This window comes from Massilia aurea (genome assembly GCF_040790145.1).
Taxonomy (GTDB): Bacteria; Pseudomonadota; Gammaproteobacteria; order Burkholderiales; family Burkholderiaceae_D; genus Telluria; species Telluria aurea_C.
Genome location: NZ_JBFMMP010000001.1, coordinates 410,828 through 425,376, shown reverse-complemented (window position 1 = coordinate 425,376; position 14,549 = coordinate 410,828). Strand labels below are relative to the sequence as shown.

The following is a 14,549-nucleotide window of genomic DNA, read 5'->3' as shown; positions in this document are numbered from 1 at the left end:
AAGCAGCAATGTTGACCATTACCCGCAAGCTCGAATTCGATGCCGGACACCGGATTCCCGACCACAAGAGCCAGTGCCGCAACCTGCACGGCCACCGCTATACCCTCGAGATCACGCTGACAGGCGACGTCATCGACGCTGACGGAAATTCCGACAACGGCATGATCATGGATTTCTCCGACGTCAAGGCGCTGGCCAAGCAACACCTGGTCGACGTGTGGGATCATGCCTTCATCGTGTACGAAAAGGATGACAAGGTGCTGGCGTTCCTGTCGTCGCTGCCAGACCACAAGACGGTGGTTATCGACCGCATCCCGACCGTCGAGAACCTGGCCCAGGTCGCCTTCACGATCCTCAAGGCCGTGTTCATCGACCGCTTCGGCACCGGTTTGCGCCTGCACAAGCTGGTGCTGCACGAAACCCCGAACTGCTGGGCCGAGATCACCGATGCCTGACCAGTTGTCCCCGGTCGCGTACGACAGCGCGGCGGATCCCGAGCATGAGCGCCATGAACAGTTCATGGCGCTCGCCCTGGCCCAGGCGCAACTGGCCTGGGACCGTGGTGAAGTGCCGGTCGGCGCTGTCGTGGTGAAGGATGGCGAAGTGATCGCAACGGGCTTCAACCAGCCGATCAGCGGGCATGACCCGACCGCGCACGCCGAGATCGTTGCGCTGCGCGCCGCCGCCGAGAAGCTCGGCAACTACCGGCTGCCCGGCTGCGAACTGTATGTGACGCTCGAGCCGTGCATCATGTGCTCGGGCGCGATGATGCATGCGCGCCTGGCACGCGTGGTCTACGCCGCCACCGACCCGAAAACGGGCGCCTGTGGTTCGGTCGTCAATCCGTTCGGCGAGCCATCGCTCAATCATCAGACCCAGGTGCTGGGCGGCGTGCTGGCGGTTCAGGCCAGCAGTCTGCTGCGCGCGTTCTTTGCCGAACGGCGGGCACTGGCGCGCAAGACCGGCCCGGCCTGATCCTGTTGTGTGCGGCCACGCTCCAGGGGTTGTTAGAATCGACGAATGAAGAGGTAACGGCCAATGCAGCCGCCACCCCCGCCACCCTGTCATCACATCATGCCACCTTCAGAATCGCTGTTTCGCGCACTGTTCGACGCCTCGCCGAACCCGTATCTGATCCTGGACCGGCAGCTCACCATTGTTGGCGCCAATCCGGCCTACGTGGCTGCAACCGGGATGGCGCTCGATGCCATCGTCGGTCGTGACGCCTGGGACGCTTTTCCGGCCGACGGGCGTACGCGTGAACTGACAGTCGACTCGATCGAGCGCGTGATCCGCAGCAAGCGCAGCGATACGATGGCGCTGCTGCGCTTCGATCTCCCGCGCCCGGCGGCCGAGGGCGACGGCCTGGAGGCGCGCTACTGGAGCGTCACGCATGCGCCCGTGCTGGACGACGCCGGCAACGTCGAATTCATCCTGCAACACCCGATCGACATGACGGCGCTGGAACGCCAGCGCGATGCCGGCCAGCCGTTGCTCGAACCGGCCCAGCCATCGGCGCCAGCCCAGAATGGCATCTTCCGGCGCGCCCAGCAGGTGTACGAAACCAATCTGACGCTGCAAGCCGATATCACACGCCTGGAATCGCTGTTCCAGCAAGCGCCGAGTTTCATGGCCGTGCTGCGCGGGCCGGAGCATATTTACGAGCTGGTCAACGATGCGATCGCCGAACTGATGGGCGCGCGCGACTACGTGGGCAAGCGGGTCTGCGACGTCATCCCGGAGCTGGACGGCCAGGGCTATATCGACCTGCTCGACAAGGTATACCGCACGGGCGAGCCGGTCGTGGCTTACGGTTCGCCGGCCTTGTTCCATCGTGAAGAGGGCGGCCCTCTCAGCCAACGCTTCCTGAATTACATCTACCAGCCGATCTTCGACGCCCATGGCAAGGTCGAGGGTATCTTTGTCGAGGGCAATGACGTCACGGAACAATACGTCGCCCACCGCCAGGCCGAGGAGAGAATGCGCCAGGAAGCGCAGCACAAGGATGAATTCCTGGCCATGCTGGCGCACGAGCTGCGCAATCCGCTGGCCCCGATCGGCACGGCCGCCGAACTGCTGTCGCTGGGCACGCCGACGCCGGCGACGGTGGCGTGCGCCAGTGCGGTGATCCGGCGCCAGGTGACGCACATGACGGGACTGATCGAGGACTTGCTCGACGTGTCGCGTGTGACCCGTGGCCTGGTTGCGCTCGAGCGGCTGCCGACCGACCTCGTGGGCGTGATCCACGACGCACTGGAGCAGGCGCGGCCATTGCTCGAGGTCCGTCACCATGATGTCGAGACGCGCACTGGCATGCAGTCGGCCCTCGTGGACGGCGACCGCAAGCGGCTGGTCCAAGTGGTCACGAACCTGCTCAATAACGCGGCCAAGTACACGCGCGACAACGGGCGCATCGAGGTCGTGCTCGAGCGCCTGGACACGCAGTTCGCCGTGCATGTCATCGACAACGGCATCGGCATGACGAACGAGGTGCGCGAGAGCGCGTTTGGCCTGTTCACGCAGGCGCAGCGCACGCCCGACCGCTCGCAAGGCGGCCTGGGCATCGGGCTGGCGCTGGTGCGCAGCATCGTCGACATGCACGGGGGCAGCGTCAGCGCCGCCAGCGCCGGCCTGGGGCAGGGCAGCACCTTCACCATTGTGCTGCCGCGCCTGGTCCAGCAGCCCGAACGCCCCGAGTCGGTCGGCGGCGCCGCGCCGGCCCCGGCGCGCGCGCTCAGGATCCTCGTGGTCGACGACAATGTCGATGCGGCCGACCTGCTGGCCGTGCTGCTTGAGGCACTCGGCCATACGGTGGTCGTCGAACATGGTTCGATGGCGGCACTCGACCGGGCCAGGCGCGAGGTGCTGGATGTGGCGCTGCTCGATATCGGCCTGCCAGAGATGGATGGGTATGGCCTGGCGCGGGCCTTGCGGGCACTGCCGCATGCCAGTGCCACGACGCTGATTGCGCTGACCGGTTACGGCGCGCCGGAAGACCGCGCCGCCGCGCTGGCCGCCGGCTTCGACCATCACCTGGTCAAGCCGGCCGACGTGGGCACGCTGATGGCGCTGCTGGCCGGGGTCGCCTAGCCTGTTGCACCATATCCTTGCCTTGATCGTCGATCTTTGGCGCGGTAAGATGTTTCCAGATTCCATACTTCACATCGTCAGCCACCTGTGACCACCTCCCGTCCCGGCATCGCCATCGTGGCGCCCGCCGGCTGCACCAACGATCCGCTTGCCGTCGAGCGCGCCATTGCCCGCCTTGAAGCGCAGGGCTGCCTGGTCCGCAATTACTACGATCACAGCTGCGCCCACCAACGCTTCGGCGGCACCGACGAGACTCGCCTCGGGCAACTGCACGCGGCCGTGGCCGACCCCGACGTCCACCTGATCATCGCGCTGCGCGGTGGCTACGGCATCAGCCGCCTCTTGCCCGCCATCGATTTCGACGCCATCGCCGCCAGTGGCAAGATCATCGTGGGCTTTTCCGATGTCACCGCGTTGCACATGGGCCTGATGGCGAAGACCGGCGCACTGAGCTACGCCGGGCCGATGATCGCTGGCGACTTCGGCGCGCCGGAGGCAGTGCCGTTCACGCTCGACGATTTCTGGGCCTGCCTGGCCGGCCCGACCCACACGATCCGCGAGACCGTCGCAGGCAATCCGCGCCTGGACGTGCGCGGGGTAGTCTGGGGCGGCAACCTGGCGCTGATCAATTCCCTCATCGGCACCCCGTACTTTCCGCAGATCGACGGCGGCATCCTGTGGCTGGAAGACATCGGCGAACATCCGTACCGCGTCGAGCGCCTGCTGTTGCAACTACTGCAGACAGGCGTGCTCGCGCGGCAGCAAGCGGTGGTGCTGGGCGACTTTTCCGGTTACCGCCTGGGGCCGATGGACAATGGCTACGACTTCGATGCCATGCTCGACTATGTGCGTCGCACGTTGCCGCTGCCGGTGCTCACGGGCCTCTCGTTCGGGCACGTTCCACGGCGCGTCACGATCCCGTTCGGCGCGCAAGGCCATCTGCAATCGGACGCCGAGGGCTTCAGCCTGCTGCTGTCCGGCTACCCGACCGTACGCTGCGCCTGAGCACGCAGCGGGTGACGGGCTATGGGCTACGGGCGACGGGCGACGGGCTGTAGACAACCGCGCCCGCAAATCCAGCCCAATCCAGTCCATTCGCTCTGCGGGGCGTGCGATGGTAAAATAGTCGGTTAATAAATATGCTTTTTGGGGTCATACAGTGCTATCCACAGCCAATATCACGATGCAATTCGGCGCCAAGCCGCTCTTCGAGAACATTTCCGTGCGCTTCGGCGACGGCAACCGCTACGGCCTGATCGGCGCCAACGGCTGCGGCAAGTCGACGTTCATGAAAATCCTGGGCGGCGACCTCGAGCCGTCCGCAGGTAACGTCAGCCTCGATCCGGGCGAACGCCTCGGCAAGCTGCGCCAGGATCAGTTTGCCTACGAAGACACGCGCGTGCTCGACGTCGTCATGATGGGCCACACCGAGCTGTGGAACGCGATCGCCGAACGCGATGCGATCTACGCCAACCTCGAAGCCACCGACGACGATTACATGAAAGCCGCCGAGCTCGAAGGTAAAGTGGCCGAATACGACGGCTACTCGGCCGAAGCGCGCGCCGGCGAACTGCTGCTGGGCCTGGGCATCGGCACCGAACTGCACCAGGGCCCGATGAGCGCCGTGGCGCCGGGCTGGAAGCTGCGCGTGCTGCTGGCACAGGCGCTGTTCTCGAATCCGGACATCCTGCTGCTCGACGAGCCGACCAACAACCTGGACATCAACACGATCCGCTGGCTGGAAGACATGCTCAACGAGCGCAACTCCACCATGATCATCATTTCCCACGATCGCCACTTCCTGAACCAGGTCTGCACCCACGTGGCCGACATGGATTACGGCACCCTGAAGGTGTATCCGGGTAACTACGACGAATACATGCTGGCCTCGACGCAAGCGCGTAACCAGCAACTGTCGAACAATGCCAAGGCCAAGGAAAAGGTCGCCGAACTGCAAGACTTCGTGCGCCGCTTCTCGGCCAACAAGTCCAAGGCGCGCCAGGCCACGTCGCGCGCCAAGCAGATCGACAAGATCAAGATCGAAGAGTTCAAGCCATCGTCGCGCGCCTATCCGTTCGTGCGCTTCGAAGGCGAGAAAAAGCTGCACCGCCTGGCGGTGGAAGCCGAGAACATCTCGAAAGCTTACGATCGCCAGTTGTTCAAGAACTTCTCGATCATGGTCGAGGCGGGCGAGCGCATCGCGATCATCGGCGCCAACGGCGCCGGCAAGACCACGCTGCTGCGCACGATCGGCGGCGAGCTGTGCAATATGCAGCCGGACGGCGGTCGCGTGAAATGGGCCGAAAACGCCAATCCGGGCTACATGCCGCAGGATCCGACCGAGGAATTCGCGGTGGGTGACAACCTGACCGACTGGATGGGCCAGTGGACGCAAGAGGGCGACGACGACCAGGCCGTGCGCTCGATCCTGGGCCGCCTGCTGTTTGGCGGCGACGAAGTCAAGAAGTCGGTCAACGTGCTGTCCGGTGGTGAAAAGGGCCGCATGATGTACGGCAAGCTGATGCTGGGCCGCCACAACGTGCTGCTGCTCGACGAGCCGACCAACCACATGGACATGGAGTCGATCGAGTCCCTGAACATCGCGCTGGACAAATACGCCGGCACCCTGATCTTCGTCTCGCATGACCGCGAGTTCGTCTCGTCGCTGGCCACGCGCGTGCTGGAAATCCGCGAAAACGACGTCGTCGATTTCCGCGGCACCTACGAGGAATACCTGGCCAGCCAGGGCATCGACGCGTAAGCATTTGCCTGTAATCGAAGGCGAGTAACGATTGGCAGGGGGCGGCGTACCCGGCGCGGCCCCACCATGGAGACGACAAGAGTATGCACACCGTACCGATCAAGACGTATGAATACGACCGGCCGCAGGCCGGTCTGGCCTGCACCGCCGAGGCCTGGGCGCGCATTCCCGGCGCGCCCGAACTCGCAGAGCGCGTGGCGCTTAAAGACAAAATTCGGCGCCTGCTGAAAGAAAAAGGCGCGGTGCTCGTCGCCCACTACTACGTGGACGCCGACCTGCAAGACCTGGCCGAAGAAACGGGCGGCTGCGTGTCCGACTCGCTCGAGATGGCGCGCTTCGGCCGTGACCACGCGGCGCAAACGCTGGTCGTGGCCGGCGTGCGCTTCATGGGCGAGACGGCAAAAATCCTCAGCCCCGAAAAAACCATCCTGATGCCCGATCTCGACGCGACCTGTTCGCTCGATCTCGGCTGTCCGGCCGACGAATTCGCGGCCTTTTGCGACCAGCACCCGGACCGCACCGTTGTCGTGTATGCCAACACCAGCGCGGCCGTCAAAGCGCGCGCCGACTGGATGGTGACGTCGTCCATCGGCCTGGATATCGTGGCCGAGCTGCACGCGCAGGGCAAGAAAATCCTGTGGGCGCCCGACCGTCACCTGGGTTCGTACATCCAGGCCAAGACCGGCGCCGACATGCTGCTGTGGCAGGGCTCGTGCCTCGTGCACGACGAGTTCAAGGGTATCGAACTCGACCTGCTGAAAGCCGAATACCCGCTGGCCAAGGTGCTGGTGCACCCTGAGTCGCCAGCCAATGTCGTGGCGCAGGCCGACGTGGTCGGCTCGACCACGCAGCTGATTAATGCGGCTCAAGCGCTTAGCGCCACCCACTTCATCGTCGCCACCGACAACGGCATCCTGCACAAGATGAAGATGGCCGCGCCCGGCAAGACGTTCATCGAAGCGCCCACCGCCGGCAACAGCGCAACGTGTAAAAGCTGCGCGCATTGCCCGTGGATGGCAATGAACGGCTTGCGCAACCTGGCGGACGTGCTCGAATCGGGCGCCAACGAAGTGCATGTCGACCCCGCCGTCGGCCTGCAAGCCAAACGCGCCATCGACCGCATGCTCGATTTCGCTGCAGCCAAGCGTGCGAAAGCGCTGCCAAGCGGCGCGCTTGAACACAATGCCCCCATGTTTTCCGGAGTCGGCCCCGCATGACCAGTCTGCACAACCCCCACGCCGAGTTCGACGACAAGCTGCAGGCGGCGTTCGAACAAAACATCCTGGCCGCGCTGCTCGAAGACATCGGCAGTGGCGACCTCACCGGCAAGCTGGTGCCGAACGATACGCGCGTGACAGCCCGCGTGATCGTGCGCGAAGCGGCCGTGCTGTGCGGCGCGCCGTGGTTCGAGGGCGTGATGCTGGCGGTCGACCAGGAGACCGATATCGAATGGCACGTTGCCGAAGGCGACCTGATGACGGCCAATAGCGCCGTCTGCACGATCACCGCCAATCCGCGCGCGCTGCTCACGGCCGAGCGCGCCGCGCTCAATTTCTTGCAGCTGCTCTCGGGCGTGGCCACCGCCACCCGGCGCTACGTCGGCGTTGTCGCGGGCACGAACGCCGCCATTCTCGATACCCGCAAGACGCTGCCGGGCCTGCGCCAGGCGCAGAAGTACGCGGTGCGTGTCGGCGGTGGCAAGAACCAGCGCATGGCGCTGTATGACGGCATCCTGATCAAGGAAAACCACATCGCCGCAGCCGGTGGCGTCACGCGCGCACTCGATGCGGCGGCCAGCCTGAACGCCGGTGCACCGGTGCAGATCGAAGTCGAAACGATTGCCCAGCTGGACGAAGCGCTTGCCGCCGGCGTCACGTCGGTGCTGCTCGATAATTTTGACCTGGCCATGATGCGCGAAGCGGTGACGGTCAATGCCGGCCGTGCGCTGCTGGAAGCCTCGGGCGGCGTCAATCTGGACACCGTGCGCGCCATCGCCGAAACAGGCGTCGACCGCATCTCGATCGGCAGCCTGACCAAGGACGTGCGCGCTACCGACTACTCGCTGCGTATCGTCTGACCTATCCGATGAACTCTCCCACCCATTTTATGTCGATTACCACCAAATTGAAGCGTTCGCTCGTGTTCCGCCTGTTCTGGCTCGGCTTCGGCCTGCTGCTGGGTGTGCCCCAGCTGATGGACGGCATCCTGTACAACATGAAGGGCGAACTGTTCTTTGGTATCGGCATGCTGCTGGTGGGTATTCGTGGTTTCCTGCGGCCCGTCGTGCTCAGCCGCGCGATGGCGTTGCAGCGCGACGATGTCGCCGCGAGCGCATCGATCGGCTCGCCGATGCTGCATGGCGTATTGTCGATTGCGATGGCCGCGGCCCTGATCACCGGCCTGGTGATCAAGTTCGGCAGCAACTAAATCAGTACGCGGTTGCCGAGCAATTCGGCGACCAGCGGCAACACCTGCTCGCTCGACGCTTCCAGCTTGAGCGTGAGCATGTCGTCGGCGCGCGTGCGCCCCAGGTTCAGCGCGGCGATGGGCTTGCCGGCGGCTTCGGCCAGGCGACAGAAGCGAAAGCCCGAATACACCATCAGGGACGAGCCGACCACGAGCAAGGCATCGGCCGCTTCCATCCGCGCCAACGCCTCGGCCGTGCGCGCTGGCGGTACGTTGTCGCCAAAGAAGACGACATCGGGCATCAGCGTGCCGCCGCAGTGCGTGCAGGCTGGCGCCGTAAAACCCGTCACCGCATCCGGATCGATCTCGGCGTCGCCATCGGGCAGCGGCTGCGCCAGGACATCGCGCAGGGCAGGATTGGCCGTCTCGAGCTGCACCTGCAGCGCGGCGCGCGTGAAACTGGCGCCGCAACCGAGGCATGCCACGTGGTGGATATTGCCGTGAAGTTCGAGCACGCTGCGGCTGCCGGCCTGCGTGTGCAAGCCATCGACGTTCTGCGTGAGGATCGTGCCGATCCGCCCGTTCGCCTCGAGTGCGGCCAGCGCGCGGTGGCCGTGATTCGGCGTTGCGCCCGATAGCACCGGCCAGCCGACCATGCTGCGCGCCCAATAGCGGCGCTGGATCGCCGGGTCGCGCCGAAATTCGGGCCCCTGGATCGGCAACCGCCCGCGCCGCACGCCATCGCGGTCGCGATAATCGGGAATGCCCGACGCCGTCGACAAGCCGGCGCCGGTCAGCACCAGCGCACGAGGATATCGTTCGAGAAACGCGGCCAGATGCCTGGCCGCGTCGTGTTCACTGTTGTATGCACTGAGTTCGCCGTTCATGCGATCAATCGTACCACCGCCCGCTAAATTACCGCGCCGGGACGGCGCCTTCCAGCCGCGCAGCGCTAGCGCCTGCGCGGGGTCAGCACGCTTGGGAGCGCTTTTGGCAACGTGTCCGGGTAATCGCGCGAGTAGTGCAGGCCGCGGCTTTCATGGCGCGACATGGCGCTCTTGACGATCAGGTGCGCCACTTCGACCAGGTTGCGCAGCTCGAGCAGGTCGGGCGTGATGCGGAAATTGCGGTAGTACTCGTCGATTTCTTCCTTGAGCAGCTTGATCCGGTGCAGCGCGCGCTCGAGCCGCTTGGTGGTGCGCACGATGCCGACGTAATTCCACATGAAGCGGCGCAGCTCGTCCCAGTTGTGGGCGATGACCACTTCTTCATCGGCATCCGTCACGCGGCTGGCGTCCCAGGCCGGCAGCGCGGGATTGTCGACCGCCGGGCTGGCCGCGATTTGCTGCGCGCAGGCGCGCCCGACCACCACGCACTCGAGCAGCGAATTGCTCGCCAGCCGGTTGGCGCCATGCAGGCCCGTGCAGGCCGCTTCGCCCACCGCATACAGGCCGGGGATATCGGTGCGGCCGGCCAGGTCGGTGACCACGCCGCCACACGTGAAGTGCACGGCCGGCACGACGGGAATCGGTTCCCGGGTGATGTCGATGCCCAGTTCCAGGCAGCGCGCATAGATGGTCGGGAAATGTTCCATCAGGAACGCGGGGGGCTGGTGGCTGATATCGAGGTTGACGTAATCGAGGCCGCGTTTCTTCATCTCGAAGTCGATGGCGCGCGCCACCACGTCGCGTGGGGCCAGTTCGCCGCGCGCGTCGTGCGCCGGCATGAAGCGCTCACCGGCCTGCGCGCCGGCTTCGGGCGGCAGCTTCAAGAGGCCGCCTTCGCCGCGGATCGCCTCGGTAATCAGGAACGATTTCGCATACGGGTGATAGAGGCAGGTCGGGTGGAACTGGATGAACTCCATGTTCGATACGCGGCAACCGGCGCGCCAGGCCATGGCGATGCCGTCGCCGGTGGCCGTGTCCGGGTTGGTCGTGTACAGGTACACCTTGCCGGCGCCGCCCGTGGCAAGCACGGTGTGCTCCGCCTCGAACGTCACGATCTCGCCGCTGTTCACATCCTGCACGTAGAGGCCGTAGCAGCGCGGCTGGCCCACATGGCCCGCCTGCGCGCCTTTGGGCCGCAACTTGTCGGACGTGATGACGTCGATGGCGACGTGGTGTTCGAACAGAGAAATATTCGGATGCGCGCGTACCTTCTGTTCCAGCGTGACCTGCACGGCGTGGCCGGTGGCGTCGGCCGCGTGGATGATCCGCCGCTGGCCATGGCCGCCTTCGCGGGTCAGGTGAAAGCCCAGTTCGGCCGTCGCGTCGCGCGTAAATGGCACGCCTTGCTCGATCAGCCATTCGATCGCCTCGCGGCCATGCTCGACGATGTAACGGGTGGCGGTCTCGTCGCACAACCCCGCGCCTGCAACGAGCGTGTCGGCCACGTGCTGATCGTGGCTGTCGCCCGAATCGAGCACGGCGGCAATGCCGCCCTGGGCCCAGTTGCTGGCGCCATCGAGCAGCGTGCGCTTGGAGATGATGGCCACCTTGCGGGTCTGGGCCAGGTGCAGGGCTACCGACAGGCCGGCCAGGCCGCTGCCGACGATCGCGACGTCGAATTTCATGGAATAGTTGAAATGTAAATAGAGGCAATACTATAAGCGATTCATGGGCAGTACGGGTCAGCGTGACCAGGCTGATGGCAGGTGCGGCAGGGGGCAAGTGTACGCCCGCGCACCGAAGTGTTGCGCTCGGCGGGCTAGGATGGGTCATTATTCACCCAATCAAGGATTTACCATGACTACAGACCGCACCCACGTCGCCGCCCTCGAAGACCGTATCGGTTCCCTGCGCTTTGCCATGTTCACGTTCCGTGACCAGTACGATCACCTGGCCAGCCAACCGATGACCAAGCAGGACGTTGACGCCGAAGGCGGCATCTGGTTCTTCGTGCACTCGGCAACCGACCTGTGGGACAGCATCGCGCACCAGCCTGAAGTCAACGTCAGTTTTTCCGATAGCGACGACAGCACCTATGTGTCGGTCAGCGGCACCGCCGAGCGCGTAGTCGACCGTGACAAGATTCGCAGCATGTGGAACCCGATGGTGCAGGCATGGTTCCCTGCGGGTCCGGAAGACCAGCATGCGGTGCTGGTGCGTGTCGTCCCGCACGCGGCCGAGTACTGGGATTCGAACGACAGCAAGATGGTGCGCATGTTCGCCATCGCCAAGGCGGCCGTGACCGGCAAGCAGCCGGATGTCGATGCCGAGCACGGCACGATCAAGCTGTAATCTTCTAGCACCAAACTTGCGGCGGGGCACGACAGTAGCGTAGAGTAGCCGCTCTTGCCACCCCCGGGCCACGCCGCACGCGATGATTTCTTTCCTCGAACTGGCCGCCAACTTTTTTACGGCCGCCGCCATTCTTCTGGCGGGCCGCAACAATGTCCATACCTGGTGGACGGGAATCGTCGGCTGCACCCTGTTCTGCATGCTGTTCGCACAGAACCAGCTATATGCCGACGTCGTCCTGCAAGTCTTTTTTGTGGCCACTAGCGTACTGGGCTGGTGGCGCTGGCTGCGCGGTAACGCCGGTGCGCCGCTGCCAATCAGCCATGCCGGCTGGCGCACGATGGCATGGATGGCGCCCGTCGGGATCGTGGCCACCGCTGCTTATGGCGCGGCGCTCCATTTTTATACCAATGCCTACGCGCCATTCATCGATTCGGCCGTGCTGGTGTTTTCCGTCATCGCGCAACTGCTGATGATGGGGCGGCGCATCGAGAGCTGGCCGGTCTGGCTGCTGGTCAATACTATCGCTGCGCCGCTCTATTTCAGTCGCGGCCTGTACCTGACCGCGTTCCTGTACCTGTGCTTCTGGGTGAACGCGATCGCGTCGTGGATCTGGTGGACGAAGCTGGCGCAGCGCGAGCTGGCCGCAGCCCGGGCCACGGCCAGCCCACCCGTTTCAGGCGCCGGCGCAGCACATGGCTGACCGTGATGATTGCCGCCACTCGTCAGCGCGAACGTGGCGGCAGGTCGCCCGCATTCTGATTGCCGCCGGTTTCCGGCGCGCCCATGCCCGTCACTTTTGGGCCGGCCTGGTCCGGCCGCGTATCTTGCGCACCAGGACTGGTGTGGGTCGCTGCCGAATCGGCTGGCACCGTGCTTGGGGCTTCCGGTTTCGGGGCTGCCGCGCCATCGGTAATGGCAGGTTCATCGCGCCCGGTACCGTCCGGCGCGTTCACATACGGCCCTGATTGGTTGCGGGTCATGCCCGGCCCCCCGTTGCCGCCAGTTTCAGTCTGCGACTCATGGGTTGGCGTCGCGCCTTGCTGGCCGCTGGTTTGCCCGCCGACACCGACGGTAACGCCGTCGTCGCTCCCGGTTGCTGGCGTTGCACTGGATGTGTTGCTGGTCATGGTGGTCCCCCGTTTGAAATGGATGATCCATTGTCGTGCGGACGAGGACGCGCACATATCGGCGGGCAGGGCATGGCGCTGTAGGACGACAGCGCCCCTGACCCGCTTTTTGTAGAAATCTCAATCTTGTCCCTTACGCAGCCCGGCGACGCGATGTTATACTGTATATCCATACAGTTATTCTATCCAGCCGCCATGCCCGTGTTCTTGCCGCTCAATCTCGACCCGTTGCCGCCCGCCGATCCCGATCGGGCGGCGGCCAGCCGGCCGGATACGGGCGGCTTCGGCAGCCTGGACGATGAGCCTGTCACCTCGGCACGCAACGACGCCGAACTGGCGCGTGAATACATCTCGCATGGTGAGCTTAGCCCCAAGTCGATCGCAAATCTGCAAAAAGAACTGTATCGCTTCCTGACCTGGTGCCGCGAAGAGGCGGGCAAGACCTTCCAGCAGCTGAACGTCGGTGACCTCAATGCGTATAAAGAGTTCATCCGCCAGCCACCGCCCGCATGGATCAGCACCACCAAATGGCCGCGCAACGATGCGCGCTACCGGCCATTCACCGGGCCGCTGTCCGATACCAGCCGGCGCCAGGCTATGATTGCTATCAAGGGTGTGCTGGCATTTGCCGAGCAGACCGGCTACCTGCGCCGCAATCCGGCGCGGCTCGTGCGCAATGTCCGGGCCGCACACGCCAGTCGCATCACCCGCTACCTGAGCCCGGCCGCCATTGGCTACGCGCTGGCCGCCGCCGAAGCGCGGCCCGGCGACACCGAAGCGACAGCGCGCCAGCGTGCGCGCGATCGCTTCCTGCTGATCGCGTTTGCCCAGACCGGCGCGCGCCTGAACGAAATCGTCAGCGCGACGATGGGGGCGGTCTATAGCGAAGGCGACGGGCGCTGGTGGCTCGACGTGCTGGGCAAGGGCAACAAGCCGCGCCGCCTGCCGGCGCCACCAGCCACCATCGGCGCCTACCGCGACTACCGGCGCGCCTTTGGCCTGCTCGAGCAGACGAGCAGGGGCGACCGCATGGCGCTGGTGCTGTCGAGTCGCACGAAAGAGCATGTGGGCATCACCGATGAGGCCGCGTCCGAAGCGCTCAAGGCGATTTTCCAGCTTGCCGCGAGCGACGCGGCAGCGAAAGGCGATGGTGACAGCGCGTCAATGCTGCGCCTGGCGTCACCGCACTGGTTGCGTCACAGCATGTTGACCAATCACGCCAATAGCGGGGTGCAACTCAAGACGCTGCAAGACACGGCCGGGCACGCCAATATCGCCACCACGGCAGCGTACCTGCACAAGACCGACCACGAGCGGCATGACGAGATCCTGGGATCCGATGGCGGCAAGGGGATTGAGTGAGGTCGCCGCAGGGGCGGCCCTCCTGCGTAAAATGTAACTAACCAACGCGAGAATTAACGACAAAAATGTGATGCAAAGGCCACTGACTCCGGCCGCTTCCGCGACCTTCAGGCAAGCCTGCAAGAGGGAGGGTTACGCTCCCCAGTCATTGCGGCCGACCGTCGGCAGGAGAGGCCGGTTCGCCCCGGTCGCGGCGCGGCTTTTTCGCTTACACCGGGATCGACGACGTGCCACCTTCCGAACTCCCGTAATTCTGTAACTCGTCGAGTGTCAGACGGCGCTCGTTCAGCGCCGTGATGATGGCGCCGAGTTGCTCGTCATCGGGCTGGATATACACGATCCGTTGTTCGAGCAGATTGGCCCAGTACGGGGTGTAGGGAACGGCGGTTTCGGTCATGACCTCGGCCGCAAAGCTGCCATCGTGCAGTTCGCCGACGAGCGTGATGCGGGTGGTGGCGGGGACGGTGTTCTGGACGGTGATGTTCATGCTATGCCTTTGAAGGATCAGTTCGTGTGGGTCTATTGTCACGCAGTCATCGTTTGCGTGCAAATCACCAGCCC

The 14,549-nt window shown here is 64.7% G+C and carries 15 protein-coding genes; 11 read left to right on the top strand and 4 right to left on the bottom strand.

Translation table 11 applies throughout. The annotated features are described in order from the left end of the window. The first annotated feature begins 8 nt into the window (after positions 1-8). From queD to AB2N08_RS01775, 8 genes are all read left to right on the top strand, one after another. The gene (gene queD / locus AB2N08_RS01810) at positions 9-455 is read left to right on the top strand and encodes a 6-carboxytetrahydropterin synthase QueD (RefSeq protein WP_367608890.1); all 447 of its coding nucleotides are present in this window, start codon (positions 9-11) and stop codon (positions 453-455) included. Continuing rightward, positions 448-975, top strand: coding sequence for a tRNA adenosine(34) deaminase TadA (gene tadA, locus AB2N08_RS01805; protein ID WP_367608889.1), 528 nt, complete (start codon positions 448-450; stop codon positions 973-975). Before queD ends, tadA begins: the two co-directional genes overlap by 8 nt. 99 nt (positions 976-1,074) lie before the next feature. Next, positions 1,075-3,090 (top strand): hybrid sensor histidine kinase/response regulator, encoded by a 2,016-nt coding sequence (locus tag AB2N08_RS01800; RefSeq protein WP_367608888.1) that lies wholly within the window; start codon positions 1,075-1,077, stop codon positions 3,088-3,090. Between the two features lie 87 nt (positions 3,091-3,177). Continuing rightward, positions 3,178-4,095 carry a muramoyltetrapeptide carboxypeptidase gene (gene ldcA, locus AB2N08_RS01795; protein WP_367608887.1) on the top strand — a complete coding sequence of 306 codons (918 nt, stop codon included), beginning with the start codon at positions 3,178-3,180 and terminating at the stop codon, positions 4,093-4,095. Between the two features lie 154 nt (positions 4,096-4,249). Continuing rightward, positions 4,250-5,851 carry an ABC-F family ATPase gene (locus tag AB2N08_RS01790; RefSeq protein WP_367608886.1) on the top strand — a complete coding sequence of 534 codons (1,602 nt, stop codon included), beginning with the start codon at positions 4,250-4,252 and terminating at the stop codon, positions 5,849-5,851. Positions 5,852-5,934: 83 nt separating this feature from the next. Further along, on the top strand, positions 5,935-7,068 hold the full coding sequence (gene nadA, locus AB2N08_RS01785) for a quinolinate synthase NadA (RefSeq protein ID WP_367608885.1): 1,134 nt from the start codon (positions 5,935-5,937) through the stop codon (positions 7,066-7,068). Further along, positions 7,065-7,928 carry a carboxylating nicotinate-nucleotide diphosphorylase gene (gene nadC, locus AB2N08_RS01780; protein WP_367608884.1) on the top strand — a complete coding sequence of 288 codons (864 nt, stop codon included), beginning with the start codon at positions 7,065-7,067 and terminating at the stop codon, positions 7,926-7,928. Before nadA ends, nadC begins: the two co-directional genes overlap by 4 nt. Before the next feature lie 29 nt (positions 7,929-7,957). Beyond that, positions 7,958-8,278, top strand: a complete 321-nt coding sequence (locus AB2N08_RS01775; RefSeq protein ID WP_367608883.1) for a hypothetical protein — start codon at positions 7,958-7,960, stop codon at positions 8,276-8,278. Here AB2N08_RS01775 and AB2N08_RS01770 read toward each other — a convergent pair. Both AB2N08_RS01770 and nadB read right to left on the bottom strand, forming a co-directional pair. Further along, a complete protein-coding gene (locus tag AB2N08_RS01770; RefSeq protein WP_367608882.1) occupies positions 8,275-9,144 on the bottom strand; it encodes an NAD-dependent protein deacetylase in 870 nt (289 codons plus the stop codon). The two genes, AB2N08_RS01775 and AB2N08_RS01770, sit on opposite strands and share 4 nt — an antisense overlap. Positions 9,145-9,209: 65 nt before the next feature. Beyond that, the gene (nadB, locus tag AB2N08_RS01765; RefSeq protein WP_367608881.1) at positions 9,210-10,829 is read right to left on the bottom strand and encodes an L-aspartate oxidase; all 1,620 of its coding nucleotides are present in this window, start codon (positions 10,827-10,829) and stop codon (positions 9,210-9,212) included. Positions 10,830-11,001: 172 nt separating this feature from the next. Here nadB and AB2N08_RS01760 point away from each other — a divergent pair, with 172 nt between their 5' ends. Together AB2N08_RS01760 and pnuC are read left to right on the top strand one after the other, a co-directional pair. Then, positions 11,002-11,496: a pyridoxamine 5'-phosphate oxidase family protein gene (locus AB2N08_RS01760; RefSeq protein ID WP_367608880.1), complete on the top strand. Its 495-nt coding sequence runs from the start codon at positions 11,002-11,004 to the stop codon at positions 11,494-11,496. 82 nt (positions 11,497-11,578) lie between these two features. Then, positions 11,579-12,199, top strand: a complete 621-nt coding sequence (pnuC, locus tag AB2N08_RS01755) for a nicotinamide riboside transporter PnuC (protein WP_367608879.1) — start codon at positions 11,579-11,581, stop codon at positions 12,197-12,199. Positions 12,200-12,221: 22 nt separating this feature from the next. Here the strand turns inward: pnuC and AB2N08_RS01750 are convergent, their stop codons facing one another. Next, positions 12,222-12,626 (bottom strand): hypothetical protein, encoded by a 405-nt coding sequence (locus AB2N08_RS01750; protein WP_367608878.1) that lies wholly within the window; start codon positions 12,624-12,626, stop codon positions 12,222-12,224. Between the two features lie 195 nt (positions 12,627-12,821). Here AB2N08_RS01750 and AB2N08_RS01745 point away from each other — a divergent pair, with 195 nt between their 5' ends. Then, positions 12,822-13,988: a tyrosine-type recombinase/integrase gene (locus AB2N08_RS01745; protein WP_367608877.1), complete on the top strand. Its 1,167-nt coding sequence runs from the start codon at positions 12,822-12,824 to the stop codon at positions 13,986-13,988. 208 nt (positions 13,989-14,196) lie between these two features. Here the strand turns inward: AB2N08_RS01745 and AB2N08_RS01740 are convergent, their stop codons facing one another. Further along, a complete protein-coding gene (locus AB2N08_RS01740; protein WP_367608876.1) occupies positions 14,197-14,475 on the bottom strand; it encodes a hypothetical protein in 279 nt (92 codons plus the stop codon). Positions 14,476-14,549 lie beyond the last annotated feature (74 nt).

Coding starts and splice junctions, on each gene's coding strand:
- AB2N08_RS01800 (WP_367608888.1), top strand. CDS start 1,075: ATGCCACCTTCAGAATCGCTGTTTCGCGCACTGTTCGACGCCTCGCCG.
- AB2N08_RS01770 (WP_367608882.1), bottom strand. CDS start 9,144: ATGAACGGCGAACTCAGTGCATACAACAGTGAACACGACGCGGCCAGG.
- queD (WP_367608890.1), top strand. CDS start 9: ATGTTGACCATTACCCGCAAGCTCGAATTCGATGCCGGACACCGGATT.
- AB2N08_RS01745 (WP_367608877.1), top strand. CDS start 12,822: ATGCCCGTGTTCTTGCCGCTCAATCTCGACCCGTTGCCGCCCGCCGAT.
- AB2N08_RS01760 (WP_367608880.1), top strand. CDS start 11,002: ATGACTACAGACCGCACCCACGTCGCCGCCCTCGAAGACCGTATCGGT.
- pnuC (WP_367608879.1), top strand. CDS start 11,579: ATGATTTCTTTCCTCGAACTGGCCGCCAACTTTTTTACGGCCGCCGCC.
- nadA (WP_367608885.1), top strand. CDS start 5,935: ATGCACACCGTACCGATCAAGACGTATGAATACGACCGGCCGCAGGCC.
- nadB (WP_367608881.1), bottom strand. CDS start 10,829: ATGAAATTCGACGTCGCGATCGTCGGCAGCGGCCTGGCCGGCCTGTCG.
- AB2N08_RS01775 (WP_367608883.1), top strand. CDS start 7,958: ATGTCGATTACCACCAAATTGAAGCGTTCGCTCGTGTTCCGCCTGTTC.
- AB2N08_RS01750 (WP_367608878.1), bottom strand. CDS start 12,626: ATGACCAGCAACACATCCAGTGCAACGCCAGCAACCGGGAGCGACGAC.
- AB2N08_RS01740 (WP_367608876.1), bottom strand. CDS start 14,475: ATGAACATCACCGTCCAGAACACCGTCCCCGCCACCACCCGCATCACG.
- nadC (WP_367608884.1), top strand. CDS start 7,065: ATGACCAGTCTGCACAACCCCCACGCCGAGTTCGACGACAAGCTGCAG.
- tadA (WP_367608889.1), top strand. CDS start 448: ATGCCTGACCAGTTGTCCCCGGTCGCGTACGACAGCGCGGCGGATCCC.